Genomic DNA, 12509 nt, shown 5'->3' on the forward strand with positions numbered 1-12509 from the left:
ATATAATTCTGCCGGGCGCATCTTTCTCGAAACGAAGGAGGACGTCATGGGAAGGATGGCATTCGAGGAACATACGAGCATTTCGCGAAGGTTCCTTAGCTGGTGCGCGGAGGCATGGTCGGCTGCGGCGGAAGCCGAGGAAATCGCGATGCTGGATGAAGCAACGATCCGGCAGATTTCCAAGGATTGCGCAATCGCGCCGGATGATCTGCTGCAGCTGGTCAAGGCAGGACCACACGCCGCGGATGAAATGATCGAGATGATGCGTGCACTCAACATCGATCAGAGCGACGTGGCGGTCCTGCATCCGGCTCTATATCGGGAGATGCAACTGACGTGCAGCAAATGCAGGTCCAAAAGCCGCTGTCGACACGATCTTGAGGCTGAAGTAGCCGACAGAGAGTTCGTCGGCTATTGCGGCAATGCGGTAAGCCTGAACACGATGCGCGCCGACCCGGAATTGCTGCAAAGCTGAGAGGCTGCCTTGAAGCGTGGCGGTGATCCGAGGGATCCCGACACGCTTCTCTATTGTCAGCCGACGAGCCTCGGATATTCGATCGCCGGGCAGCGGTTCATCACGACCTTGATGCCTGCCGCTTCGGCCTTGGCAGCGGCCGCGTCGTCGCGCACGCCGAGCTGGCCCCAGATCGCGGCCGGCGGGGTTTCCAGCGCCAGCACTTCATCGACCACACCATCAAGATATTCCGGCGCTCGAAATACATCGATCAGATCGATCGGCTCCGGGATGTCGGCAAGCGTCGCATAGGTCTTGCGGCCAAGAATATCCTTGCCGGCCTGCCCCGGATTGACCGGATAGACGTTATAACCACGTTCGAGCAGGAACCGCATGACGCCAAAGCTCGGCCGATCCGGCTTGGGCGATGCCCCGAGCAGCGCGATCGTGCGGGTCTCCTTCAATACCCCGGCGATATAGTCGTCGTCATAACGATCATGGTTCATATACGGCTCTCCCGGCGGTTCCGTCCGCTCATTTGGTCGTCTCTACCTCTATCTAGTCTCTCGGATCCTCTGCCGCCAACATGTTGCGGCGCTTCACATGGTCGCGAGGACCGACCCAGGGATGCATTCAGGGATTTGCCTCATTTGTTGCGGGAACATTCCAGCTTTGTTCGCAACACTTTAGAGAGGGCTAACAATTTAACGAAAGATTACCGACAAAGGTTATTGCTGCCGCCCTCCCATCGCCCCACCCATCAGCGGAAGGTCGGCGACGTAAGGGCGATAAATTTGTGGCATTAAAATACCACATGCATAACGCGCTGTTTTTGCTTGGTTTATTTTTCGAGTTGCCAAATCGTCAAAGTTGACCGGCTGCACGCGTCACGCTATAAGCGCGCCAGATTGCGGACCTTAACGGGCCCGCTTTCTTTTTGGCGCCTGAAAGGCTGCCAATACAAGCAACAAGAAACGCCCCGGCGACCGGTTTCCGGGCTCGGGGATCAAACGAAAGAGAAAATCATGTCTACCTTCGTTCAGAAGCCTGCAGAGGTGGAGAAGAAGTGGGTGATCATCGACGCCGAAGGGCTCGTTGTCGGCCGCCTCGCCACCATTGTTGCCAACCGTCTGCGCGGCAAGCACAAGGCTACCTACACCCCGCACGTTGACGATGGCGACAACGTCATCATCATCAACGCTGAAAAGTGCGTCCTGACCGGCAAGAAGTACACCGACAAGAAGTACTACTGGCACACCGGTTACCCGGGCGGCATCAAGGAGCGCACCGCACGCGCCATCATCGAAGGCCGCTTCCCGGAGCGCGTTCTCGAGAAGGCTATCGAGCGCATGGTTCCGCGCGGCCCGCTCGGACGTCGCCAGATGAAGAACCTGCGCGTTTACGCCGGCTCGAACCATCCTCATGAAGCACAGCAGCCGGTCGTTCTCGACGTGGCTTCGCTGAACAGCAAGAACACAAGGAGCGCCTGATAATGGCCGATCTTTCCTCTTTGAAGGACCTCGCTCCGGCTGAAGGCCAGGCAGCACCGGTTCACGTCCGCAAGGTCGATGCGCAGGGCCGTTCCTACGCAACCGGCAAGCGCAAGAACGCCGTTGCCCGCGTTTGGGTTAAGGCTGGCTCTGGCAAGATCATCATCAACGGCCGCGATTTCACCGCGTATTTCGCACGCCCGGTTCTTCAGATGATCCTGCAGCAGCCGCTGGTTTCGGCTGCCCGCACCGGTCAGTTCGACATCATCGCTACCGTTGCCGGTGGTGGTCTTTCCGGTCAGGCCGGCGCCGTTCGTCACGGCCTGTCCAAGGCCCTCACCTACTTCGAACCGGGCCTGCGCTCTGTTCTGAAGAAGGGTGGCTTCCTGACCCGCGACAGCCGTGTTGTTGAACGTAAGAAGTACGGTAAGGCCAAGGCTCGCCGTTCCTTCCAGTTCTCCAAGCGCTAATCGCTTCCGGATTTATGCTTTTCGAAAGGCGGGGCTTCGGCTCCGCCTTTTTCTTTGCGCGTTCGACAGCACGGCAAGCGCGATCCAACAAAAAGCCGCCGCCTTCCTTTCGGTAGGCGACGGCTGAAAATCGAGGACGAGGCTTTGCGGTCAGTTGATCAGTCGCACGGCACTCGAACCGGAGCTTGAGCCCGGCTGACTGGACGAGGAGCCGCCCTCATAAGGCTCGATATTCCAGTTGGAGGAGTTCATGATCATCGTGTTGACGACCATATTGATACGGCTGGTCTGGTTCGTCTTCGAATTATAGGTGACGTTGCGGTTCGGCAGATAGATGATGCCGCTCAACGTCTCGCTCACAGATCCGTTGAAGATATACTGCTGCTTGTTCGAGTTGTTGGAAGCGCTGCTGGTGGCCTCGTACATCAGGATCCCGCCGTACGGGCCCGACGTGGGAGCAGAAGCATTGAAGGTCAGGCCGCCATTGGCGCGGATCTCGCTGTTGACATCGGGAAAGTAGAAGGTCACGCCCTCCGCCTTCACCGTCGCGCCGGAATTTATGATCATGCGCCCCTTGATGATGTGAAGGCCGGGCGCGAACGTGATCGTCGGGCTGCCGTTGAACGTCACGTCACAATGCATGCCTGGCTTCAAGGTGAAGGTCGAGCCGTTCGGCACGCCGGATGTCTCGCATTTCGCGGGCAGCACCGGCTCCGCGAACCTGCCAGCATAAGGGTCGGGGGCAGCAGCACAACCGGTCTTCAAGTTTGTCAGCGTGCCGCCGTTCCTGATGTAGTTCGTGCCCTTGACGCAGAAGCGCGGCGTCTCGATCTTGGCTCCGGCATTCATGATGAAGGCCGGGTTGGAGGTGGAAAGAACGTCCACGCCACAGTTCTCCGATTTCACGTTCGCACCGGAATTGATCAGCACGGCCTGAGACGTGTTGGCAAGCACGTGAATACATGCCGCCCCGTCACTAACGGCCTCTCCGCCAGATTTGCTGGTTGCCATGGCTGTTGCGGTGACAACCAGTTTGAAATTATCGATGCCGACAATACCGAGAAAGGAATTCGGCATCGTGTAGGTATAGGTGCCGGTTACGCTGCCATCGCTGTTATTGGTCACGACGAGAGGGTTCTGGCTCGTACCGGTCGATACTGCAGGCATGAAGCCTGCCGCAGTGGCCGGGCGCTTGGCGCTATCGCTTTCACCGGCCGCGGCCAGAACGGCTGCATCGAGTTGCCCCTGGATCCTGCTTCGCTCGAAATAGGCGGAAGATGCATCAACAGCACCGCCACCCGCCACAATCAGGACCGGCAACATGACCGCGGTGGCGATTGCAAAGTTGCCACCGCGATCGCCACCCAATCTGCGCACGCCGGCCAAGGCTACATTCAAAAATACTAACATTATCAACGCCCAACCCGAAATCATGATATGATGTCCGAATAAGCGGGAGGCTTTAAATGTACTTGAATGAAATACTTCCGATTTTATGCTTCACCAGATCTTAACTATCAGACACGCTGGAAATCGATGAGAAGGTCTCGCTCCGATACAGAAATCGAGGCGAGCAAGGTGGCGGTTTGCCGCTTCCGATCCATCAAGATTTGAGATTTGCCTATCACGCCCCGATCGCCAACGTGACGGATTGCGAAACGATGAAAGAGCAATACATGTCCAGCCTGCCGGCCACTTCTTTTGCCCAACTTCCCGCCCCGCCCTATTATGTCGTCGCCTTTTCGTCCTGTCGCACCGCAGGCGACAATGGATATGGCAATATGGCCGATGCCATGGTCGAGCTTGCCAGCCAGCAGCCGGGCTTTCTCGGCGTCGAGAGTGCGCGTGGCATTGACGGTTTCGGAATAACCAATTCCTATTGGAAGGACGAAGACAGCATCAGGGCATGGAAGGCTGTGGTCTCGCATGCCGCGGCCCAGAAACTGGGCCGGGAGCGCTGGTACGAGGATTATCAGGTGCGGATCGCGCGGGTGGAACGAGCCTACGGGTTCGAGAAACAGGGATAGGGATGGCAAGCAAATCGATCGACAACGCCTTTACGGCGAAAGCTTCAAGGGGTGCTGCGACCGACCCGACCTATGCGGGCGCTCTTTCCTTCATGCGGCGGCGTTATTCCAAGGATGTCGAGGGCGCAGACGCTGTCGTTCTCGGCATTCCCTTCGATGCCGCCGTCTCCAACAGACCCGGCGCGCGCTTCGGGCCGCAAGCGATCCGCCGCGCCTCGGCGATCTTCGACAATGATCCGCAATATCCCTTCGCACGCGACCTGTTCGAAGCCATGGCCGTGGTCGATTACGGTGATGTCCTGCTCGACTACGGCAATCATCAGAAGACGCCGGGCCTGATAGAGGAGACGGCAGCCGGGATCATTGCCTCCGGCGCTTTCCTGCTGTCGCTGGGCGGCGATCATTTCGTTACCTGGCCGTTGCTGAAGGCCCATGCCGAAAAACATGGCCCGCTTGCTCTTGTCCATTTCGATGCGCATCAGGATACATGGGATGACGATGGCGAGCGGATCGACCATGGCTCGTTTGTCGCCCGCGCCGTGCGCGAGGGCGTGATCGACGCGGCGCACTCGATCCAGATCGGCATCCGCACCCATGCGCCGGAGGATTTCGGCATACGCATCCTGCACGGTTACGATGTCGAGGATATGGGCGCGCAACAGATCGCCGATACCATCCTCGCCCATGTCGGCAATCTTCCGGTCTATCTCACCTTCGATATCGATTGTCTCGACCCGGCATTCGCCCCGGGCACAGGCACACCGGTCGCCGGCGGGCCGTCCAGCGCGAAGATCCTGTCGGTCCTGCGCAAGCTCGGCAGGCTCGACATCCGTGGTACCGACGTGGTGGAGGTGGCGCCGGCCTATGATCATGCCGATATTACCGCCATTGCCGGGGCAAGCGTTGCAATGTATATGCTCGGGCTCAAGGCCGAACGTCTGGCCCAAGAAAAAGCAGCTCTTTAACAAACTGATTCAACGGGCTGGTAAAGTGATTCCGGCTCCTTCTCCAAGGCACTGATTTAACAGGATAAAGGCAATGACACCGAAGATCTTCATCGATGGCGAACACGGCACAACGGGACTGCAGATCCGCACCCGCATGGCCGGCCGCCGCGACGTTGAGCTTCTGTCTATCCCAGAAGCCAAACGGCGCAACGCCGCCATGCGCGAGGATCTGCTCAACAGCGCCGATATCGCCATTCTCTGCCTGCCCGACGATGCGTCGAAGGAAGCTGTCGGCATGCTGTCCGGCAACAACAAGGTGCGCATCATCGACACCTCGACCGCCTATCGGATCGCGCCTGACTGGGCCTATGGTTTTGCCGAGATGGACAAGGCGCAGGCAGACAAGATCAAGGCCGCCCGACATGTCGCCAACCCCGGCTGCTATCCGACCGGTGCGATCGGCCTCATCCGTCCCTTGCGCGCTGCCGGCATCCTGCCGGACGGTTATCCCGTCTCCGTCAATGCGGTCTCCGGTTATACGGGCGGCGGCAAGCAGATGATTGCGCAGATGGAAGACCAGTCCCGCGAGGATGCGATCTCGGCCAACAATTTCGTCTATGGCCTGACGCTCAAGCACAAGCACGTGCCGGAGATGAAGACCCACGGCCTGCTCGACCGCGCACCGCTGTTTTCTCCTTCCGTCGGCCGCTTCGCGCAAGGCATGATCGTGCAGGTGCCGCTGTTCCTCGATGACCTGAAGGATGGCGCAACGATCGAAAGCATCCATGCGGCGCTCGTTGCCCATTATGCCGGCCAGGATATCGTCACCGTCGTGCCGCTCGAAGAAAGCGCAAAGCTCGGCCGCGTCGATGCGGAAGAACTGGCCAATACCGACCGCATGAAGCTCTTCGTGTTCGGCACACCGGGCGGCGCGCATGTCAATCTCGTCGCCCTGCTCGACAATCTCGGCAAGGGGGCTTCGGGTGCGGCCGTGCAGAACATGGACCTGATGCTGTCTGCCTGATGACCGCTTATGCCCCATCCCTCCCTGCAGATCTTGTGGAGCGATGGGACATCCAATCTGCAGAACTGATTGCAGATACGCGCACGAGTCTCGTCCATCGCGTTATTCGCCGCGATGGCTCCGGGGCGATCAGCAAGCAGCTGAAACCCGAAGGACTGCACGAACTGTCCGGCGTCGATTTTCTCGATTGGCGCCAGGGCAGTGGCAGCGTTCGGGTTCTTGATCGCGTAGAGACGGCCTGCCTGCTTGAAGATGCCGGAACGCTGATGCTGAAGGATTACCGGCTCGCGCATGGCGAAGATGCCGCCAACGACATCATCCTCTCGGTTTTGGCTGAACTGCATTTGGCATCAGCGGACACGCCAACTGACAGCCTCGTTCCGTTACGGTCGCATTTCCGGCCCGTGTTCGATCGGGCATCCAGGGAGGATAGACCCGAGCTTTCGGCCGCTCTGACCTACAGCGCCTGTATTGCGGACGATCTTCTCTCATCTCAGACCGATATCCGCCCGCTGCACGGCGATCTGCATCATGAGAATATCGTCAGCGGATCGGAGCGAGGCTGGCTCGCGATCGATCCTCAAGGGCTTCTCGGCGATCCGGCCTATGATGTCGCCAATGTCTTTGGAAATCCGGACGGCGCGTTTACGGATATCATCGACCCGCGGCGGATCATCCGCCTTGTCGACCTGTTTGCGCCGGCCATAGGCTGCACCAGAGAGAAGATCCTGCGTTACGCGATTGCCCATGCAGGCCTGTCGATCTGCTGGTCTCTGGAGGGCGGCGACAGGATTTCAGGAGAAGGCAATGCGATGGAGCGCTTTGCCTTCCTGAATGTTGCGAGACGAATGCTGGAAGAGCCTGCCGTCAGCCTCTGACTTCGATCACCGCTTCCCGTTGATATTCGCCGAAGAAGGCGCGGAAATGCGCGACAGCGAAGCCGAGCACGATCAGCGCCATGCCCTGATGCGCAAGCGCCATGTCGAGCGGGACCTGAAAGATGAGTGTCGAGATGCCGATTGCCGCCTGAATGCAGACGAGAATGAACAGCAGCACGGCGCGGCGCGCGTGGGTCGTTGCCGGAGCCTTCGAGAGCGAAATGATCATGTGCAGGAAGACTGCCGCGAGGAGAACATAAGCGCCGCAGCGATGCACGAACTGCACCGTCTTGGGGTTTTCGAAGAGATTGATCCACCACGGATTCTGGATGAACAGATCACCGGGAATGAAGGCGCCGTCCATCAGCGGCCAGGTGTTGTAGCTCAGGCCCGCATCGAGGCCGGCAACGAGTGCGCCGAGATAGATCTGGAAGAGCACGAGGAAGGCGATCGCACCGGCCGCCCATTTCGACCTCTCCGTCGGCGCACGGTCCTTCGCATGAGGCGCCAGCCCCCGCATGATCCACACACAGGCGGAAAAGATCAGACAGGCGATCACGAGATGGGTGGCAAGGCGGTATTGCGAGACGCTTACGAGTTTGGTGAGGCCGGACGAGACCATCCACCAGCCGATGAAACCCTGAAAGCCGCCGAGCGCAAGCGTGCCGAGCAGCGGCAGGCGCACCCGCTTTTCAATGCGGCCCGTAACCCAGAAGAAGGCAAGCGGCAGCGCGAAGATGAGGCCGATGGAGCGGGCGAGGAAACGGTGCGCCCATTCCCACCAGAAGATCGACTTGAACTCATCGACCGTCATATGGCTGTTGAGCAGTTGATATTGCGGGATGCGCTGGTAAAGCTCAAACTCTTCCTGCCATTCGGCGGCATTGAGCGGCGGGATGACACCGTGGATCGGTTTCCATTCGGTGATCGACAGGCCGCTATCGGTGAGCCGTGTGGCGCCGCCGACCAGGACCAGACAGAAAAGCGTAAAGATGACGAGACCGAGCCAGATGCGGACCGCCTTGCGGTTCCGGTCCAGCCGTCCGGTTTCGCGCGTCGCTTCGATAATGATCGTGTCCGTTGCCGACATGGTGACGACTCCTGCCATTCATGGCTTCATTCGGGCCGCAATCGGGGGTGCTCATCGGCCCGTTTTCATGGGACGCCGTGAGACAACGCGCCACAGCGGCACATCGTCTCCGGTTTCCACGTTGCTTTGCCTCATGGACCCGTGCAAAACAAGCCCCAAGGCTTTGCGGCATCCGGTCGCGGCCGCGAAGGTCATGGAGGATGTTCGGTGCCGCGTTGGAGAAGTTTTGTCGGTACCATCCTGATCATCATCCTGGTGATCACCTATGCGCTTGCCGCAACGACCATAGCAACGCTGACGCTCGCCACCTCCCCGTGGTGGGTGCATTTCCTTTACTTTCTTCTGTCCGGCCTGCTGTGGATCCTGCCTGCGATGCTGATCATCAAATGGATGGCCGGTCCGAGACCGAAGCGATAGACGTATACCGCAGGTTAACCAGACCCAACGCTTCCAACCGGCCTGTCAGTGGCATAAACCCATTCTTCTTGCTCACCGCCCAATATAGCAACGATCATATGGGTGATGGATGACCGCAAGGGTAAATCATAACGACACGCATACTCCAGTGGCTCTCTCGGGGACGGTGGAGAAACCGGTGATGCATTTCGATGAACTCGAGATCACGCTGGTACGCGACATTTCTTCCATCGAAAACGAATGGCGGCGTCTCGAAAACCGCGAATGGAATTCACTCAATCAGAGCATCGACTGGTGCCGTGCCTGGACTTCGGCGCATCAGAGCGCGCTTTTGGCCGTCACTGGCTCGGTCGGCTCCCGCATCCTGTTCCTGCTGCCGCTGGAGATCGCCCAAGGCAGGTTCGGGCGCATTGCGCGGCTACCGGGCGGGCGGTTCAACAATCTCAACACCGGGCTTTTCGACGAGGCGCTTGTTACGCCGGATGCGAATGCGCTGCGACGGTTCAGGGCCAATATCATGCGGTCCTTGCGTGGTGTTGCCGATCTTCTCGTGATTGATGAAACTCCATTGCGCTGGAAAGGTATCTCGCATCCGCTCAGCGAGCTGGCCTCAATCGAAAACCAAAACCATTCGTTTCAGTTGACGCTCCTAGACACGATGGAGGCAACACTTTCGCAGATCAACGCCAGGACACGGCGCAAGAAGTATCGCGTCCAAGTCCGCCGTTTGGAGGCGATCGGCGGTTTCGATTATATCGTGGCCACTACGCCGGACGAACAGCACACGCTTCTTGAGCGGTTCTTTTCCCAGAAAGGCGAAAGGCTGAAAGCGTTCGGCCTACCGGATGTGTTTGCCCCTGCCCCGACACGTGATTTCCTGCACCGGCTGCTGGACACACCGGCACAAGGCAAGGACAAGTCGCTATCCATGCATGCGATACGCCTGAAGGGAGAACATGACGGCCATATCGCGGCGGTCACCGGCCTTTCGCGCAAGGGCGGCCACGTGCTTTGCCAGTTCAGCTCCATCGATGACAGCATCGGAGCCGAGGCAAGTCCGGGGGAGCTGCTTTTCTGGCTGGCGATCGAACGCAGCATCGAAGACGGGGCGACGCTTTTCGATTTCGGCATCGGCGACCAACCCTACAAGCACAGCTGGTGCAATCAGGAAACCGTGCTGCACGACATGGTCTTGCCAATCAGCAACAAGGGTTCTGTGCTTGCTGGCCTGTATCTGGCGCAGACCGGCATAAAGACTGCGATCAAACGGAACCACAGGCTCTATGCCCTGGCCCAGCGCTGGCGCTCCCGTCGCGACGGTCAGGATTGACAGAGTTTCAAGCGGCGCTGCGGCGGCGCGATGACGGCGACTGGCTGTCGTCCGGCTGTGCCATGACGAGCAGATTGCGGAAACCGGCATCGGCATAGGTGACGACAAGCTCGGCAATGGCATCTTCGGTAAAGCCCGGAACCGAAAGAATGATCTCCGTTCCATCCGCGCGCAAAAGACGCTTCAGGCTGCCTGTATCTGCAGGACCACATTCGATCAGCACAAGGTCATAGGCGTCGGAAAGCGCATCGATGATCATCGTCAGGCGATCTGCGGCACGCATCGCACGAACAGGATCGGAGATGCCCTGCGGCACGATATGGGCCTCTGAGAGGCGATCGGGATGGATGGCCTCGCCGAAGGCGGTTTCTCCGCAGAGAAGATCAGTGATCCCTGGTAGCCGGTCATGCTCGGCCATCAGACGCGTCGGGCAGGCAGATCCGGTCAAATCGATAAGGATCACGTTTCGACCGGCTTCCGCCACGGCGCGGGCCAGCATGACGCTGGCCGTCGAGCCGCCATCACCATTCGGAGACACGGCAACGGCGACGGGTACAGCGTGACGCTGGAGGTAATGGGCAACCGAGCCGATTGTGAAGCTGGTATCGACGACGGGAGCGATTTCAGTCTCGTCGGATCCGACAGGTTCCGGGCTGGCTACATTGATCTCTTTTGCCGGTGGAGCGGCTGCCGGTGCGGGCGGCAGGACGGCGGTGCGAACCTCCTCCTTCCGTTCAATCACGGCTCTCTGCTCCGGCAGCGCCGTGGTCTCGACCCGCGTTTCACGCGAGACGATGGCGGCGGCTGGCGCTGCGGCCGGCAACGGCGCTTCTGCAATCTTCTCTCGTTCCTGAACCGGCGCAGGCTCCAGCGAAACCTCGCGATTGATCGGTCGGAGTGCCCGGCCGCTGAACAGTTCGGAAATCATCACGATCAGGCAGCTGACAATCAGTGCCGCGAGCGTCACGACGGTGACGATCGGGATAACCTTGGGGAAATAGGGCTCGGACGGTTCAACTGCTTTGGACACGACACGGGCATCGGCTGGCGAGGCATTGCCATCGAGCCGGGAAGTCGCCTCACGATAACGAGCAAGATAGGTTTCAAGCAATTGCCGCTGGGCGGCGGCCTCGCGTTCCAGTGCGCGAAGACCCACCTCTTCCTCTCCGGCGCGAGCGGAATCTGCTTTCAACGTATCGAGCTGTGCCATCAACTGCTGCTCGCGCAGGCGAGAAACCTCGGCCTCGCTGTCGAGGCTCGCCAGAACCTTACGGGTTTCGCTGGCAATCTGCTGTCGGATTTGCGCCAGCTGTGCCCGCAGGCCCTTGATCCGGGGATGGCCGTCGAGAAGTGATGTCGCCTGATCCGAAATCTGCGCCTGAAGATTTGTCTCTGCTTCCTTGAGCCGCTGGATGACCTGCGATCCCGCAACATCCGCAATTGTATCGGGTGCCCGCCCCGCACTCAGCGCGGTGCGAACATTTTCCACTCTCGCCTCGGCATTGGCCCGCTCTCCGCGCACACGGGTGAGTTCGGTCGAGATATCATTCAACTGCTGACTGGAGAAGCTGTTGGTTTCATTCGTCCGGAACAGTCCATTTCTGGACCGATATTCGGCAACCTTGCTCTCGGCCTCCTTGACCTTCTGCGTCAGATTGGCGATCTCCGGCTCGAGCCATTTGGCCGTTTCCGAATGCGTATCGAGCTTGGCGCCACTCTGGAGCTGAAGATAGACCTCGGCCATATTGTTGGGAATGGTTGAGGCAAGGATCGGATCGTGTGAAGAGAATTCGACGCCGATGACGCGGGAGTTTTCAACCGCGTAGACTTGCAGCCTCTCGCGGAATTTCTCCACGACGCGGTCTTCGGGATCGAGCGTCATGGGGTCGGGTTTCAGACCCGACATGACCAGAAAGTCAGGTAAAAGCGATCGAGCGGCCGGATCGAATTCCTTGTATTGGGCAAGGTTCAGTTCGCGAGCGACACGACGGATCAGATCGGTCGACTGCAGAAGCTGCGCCTGGCTGGTGATATTGAGACTGTCGAGCACCGGATCGTTCCCGGCCCCCCCGCCCTGCCCACCCGTGAGGTTCGGGGAACGGGCTTCGATCAGCAGTCGCGTCTCGGCCTTGTAGCTCGGCGTCATCATGCTGGTAACGACAAGAGAGGCGACGGCCGCAAAGGCAGTAACAGCGATGATCCGCCCTTTGCGCGCCCACACGGCGGCGATCACGCGGCCCAGATCGATATCCACGTCCTGGTAATTGCCGTTGGCACCCGACATCACACACTCCAGCGTCTCAAGTCAGCGAATGGTAAAGGACCATGGTAACGCTGCGGTTAATGAACCCATGTTTTCGAAGTTGCTGGTCTTGAGCTCCA

General features: G+C 59.2%; 13 protein-coding genes. 9 read left to right on the top strand and 4 right to left on the bottom strand.

From position 1 onward, the window contains the following. Positions 1–46 precede the first annotated feature (46 nt). A complete protein-coding gene (locus HNQ72_RS08800) occupies positions 47–475 on the top strand; it encodes a DUF6455 family protein (protein ID WP_183991704.1) in 429 nt (142 codons plus the stop codon). 56 nt (positions 476–531) lie between these two features. Here the strand turns inward: HNQ72_RS08800 and HNQ72_RS08805 are convergent, their stop codons facing one another. Beyond that, positions 532–960 carry a CoA-binding protein gene (locus HNQ72_RS08805; protein ID WP_183991706.1) on the bottom strand — a complete coding sequence of 143 codons (429 nt, stop codon included), beginning with the start codon at positions 958–960 and terminating at the stop codon, positions 532–534. A 519-nt stretch (positions 961–1479) separates the two neighbouring features. On the opposite strand from HNQ72_RS08805, the gene rplM reads away from it, so the two are divergent. Beyond that, positions 1480–1944 (top strand): 50S ribosomal protein L13, encoded by a 465-nt coding sequence (gene rplM / locus HNQ72_RS08810; protein ID WP_148145307.1) that lies wholly within the window; start codon positions 1480–1482, stop codon positions 1942–1944. 2 nt (positions 1945–1946) lie between these two features. Beyond that, on the top strand, positions 1947–2414 hold the full coding sequence (gene rpsI, locus HNQ72_RS08815) for a 30S ribosomal protein S9 (RefSeq protein WP_183991708.1): 468 nt from the start codon (positions 1947–1949) through the stop codon (positions 2412–2414). A gap of 150 nt (positions 2415–2564) precedes the next feature. Here the strand turns inward: rpsI and HNQ72_RS08820 are convergent, their stop codons facing one another. Beyond that, positions 2565–3824 (bottom strand): TadE/TadG family type IV pilus assembly protein, encoded by a 1260-nt coding sequence (locus tag HNQ72_RS08820; protein ID WP_183991710.1) that lies wholly within the window; start codon positions 3822–3824, stop codon positions 2565–2567. A 266-nt stretch (positions 3825–4090) separates the two neighbouring features. Here HNQ72_RS08820 and HNQ72_RS08825 point away from each other — a divergent pair, with 266 nt between their 5' ends. The 4 genes from HNQ72_RS08825 (at position 4091) to HNQ72_RS08840 (ending at position 7290) form a co-directional block, all read left to right on the top strand. Beyond that, a complete protein-coding gene (locus HNQ72_RS08825; RefSeq protein WP_183991713.1) occupies positions 4091–4441 on the top strand; it encodes an antibiotic biosynthesis monooxygenase family protein in 351 nt (116 codons plus the stop codon). 2 nt (positions 4442–4443) lie between these two features. Next, positions 4444–5406: an agmatinase gene (gene speB / locus HNQ72_RS08830; RefSeq protein WP_183991715.1), complete on the top strand. Its 963-nt coding sequence runs from the start codon at positions 4444–4446 to the stop codon at positions 5404–5406. Positions 5407–5479: 73 nt separating this feature from the next. Beyond that, a complete protein-coding gene (argC, locus tag HNQ72_RS08835; protein WP_183991717.1) occupies positions 5480–6412 on the top strand; it encodes an N-acetyl-gamma-glutamyl-phosphate reductase in 933 nt (310 codons plus the stop codon). After that, the gene (locus HNQ72_RS08840; RefSeq protein WP_183991719.1) at positions 6412–7290 is read left to right on the top strand and encodes an aminoglycoside phosphotransferase family protein; all 879 of its coding nucleotides are present in this window, start codon (positions 6412–6414) and stop codon (positions 7288–7290) included. The genes argC and HNQ72_RS08840 overlap by 1 nt, the downstream gene beginning before the upstream one ends. Here HNQ72_RS08840 and HNQ72_RS08845 read toward each other — a convergent pair. Beyond that, a complete protein-coding gene (locus HNQ72_RS08845) occupies positions 7280–8380 on the bottom strand; it encodes a COX15/CtaA family protein (protein WP_183991721.1) in 1101 nt (366 codons plus the stop codon). The genes HNQ72_RS08840 and HNQ72_RS08845 overlap by 11 nt on opposite strands. Before the next feature lie 207 nt (positions 8381–8587). Between HNQ72_RS08845 and HNQ72_RS30500 the strand changes: the two genes are divergently transcribed. Next, the gene (locus HNQ72_RS30500; RefSeq protein WP_183685026.1) at positions 8588–8797 is read left to right on the top strand and encodes a DUF2842 domain-containing protein; all 210 of its coding nucleotides are present in this window, start codon (positions 8588–8590) and stop codon (positions 8795–8797) included. 181 nt (positions 8798–8978) lie between these two features. Next, the gene (locus tag HNQ72_RS08855) at positions 8979–10127 is read left to right on the top strand and encodes a GNAT family N-acetyltransferase (RefSeq protein WP_244654335.1); all 1149 of its coding nucleotides are present in this window, start codon (positions 8979–8981) and stop codon (positions 10125–10127) included. A gap of 7 nt (positions 10128–10134) precedes the next feature. Here HNQ72_RS08855 and HNQ72_RS08860 read toward each other — a convergent pair whose 3' ends face one another. After that, positions 10135–12411 (bottom strand): exopolysaccharide transport family protein, encoded by a 2277-nt coding sequence (locus tag HNQ72_RS08860; RefSeq protein ID WP_183991725.1) that lies wholly within the window; start codon positions 12409–12411, stop codon positions 10135–10137. Positions 12412–12509 lie beyond the last annotated feature (98 nt).

It is taken from the genome of Aliirhizobium wenxiniae (genome assembly GCF_014201355.1).
Taxonomy (GTDB): Bacteria; Pseudomonadota; Alphaproteobacteria; order Rhizobiales; family Rhizobiaceae; genus Neorhizobium; species Neorhizobium wenxiniae.

Bases quoted from the DNA above. Each gene is read 5' to 3' on its own strand.
- HNQ72_RS08840 (WP_183991719.1), top strand. From the start codon at position 6,412: ATGACCGCTTATGCCCCATCCCTCCCTGCAGATCTTGTGGAGCGATGG.
- speB (WP_183991715.1), top strand. From the start codon at position 4,444: ATGGCAAGCAAATCGATCGACAACGCCTTTACGGCGAAAGCTTCAAGG.
- rplM (WP_148145307.1), top strand. From the start codon at position 1,480: ATGTCTACCTTCGTTCAGAAGCCTGCAGAGGTGGAGAAGAAGTGGGTG.
- HNQ72_RS08825 (WP_183991713.1), top strand. From the start codon at position 4,091: ATGTCCAGCCTGCCGGCCACTTCTTTTGCCCAACTTCCCGCCCCGCCC.
- HNQ72_RS08805 (WP_183991706.1), bottom strand. From the start codon at position 960: ATGAACCATGATCGTTATGACGACGACTATATCGCCGGGGTATTGAAG.
- HNQ72_RS08820 (WP_183991710.1), bottom strand. From the start codon at position 3,824: ATGTTAGTATTTTTGAATGTAGCCTTGGCCGGCGTGCGCAGATTGGGT.
- HNQ72_RS08800 (WP_183991704.1), top strand. From the start codon at position 47: ATGGGAAGGATGGCATTCGAGGAACATACGAGCATTTCGCGAAGGTTC.
- HNQ72_RS08860 (WP_183991725.1), bottom strand. From the start codon at position 12,411: ATGTCGGGTGCCAACGGCAATTACCAGGACGTGGATATCGATCTGGGC.
- HNQ72_RS08845 (WP_183991721.1), bottom strand. From the start codon at position 8,380: ATGTCGGCAACGGACACGATCATTATCGAAGCGACGCGCGAAACCGGA.
- rpsI (WP_183991708.1), top strand. From the start codon at position 1,947: ATGGCCGATCTTTCCTCTTTGAAGGACCTCGCTCCGGCTGAAGGCCAG.
- argC (WP_183991717.1), top strand. From the start codon at position 5,480: ATGACACCGAAGATCTTCATCGATGGCGAACACGGCACAACGGGACTG.
- HNQ72_RS08855 (WP_244654335.1), top strand. From the start codon at position 8,979: ATGCATTTCGATGAACTCGAGATCACGCTGGTACGCGACATTTCTTCC.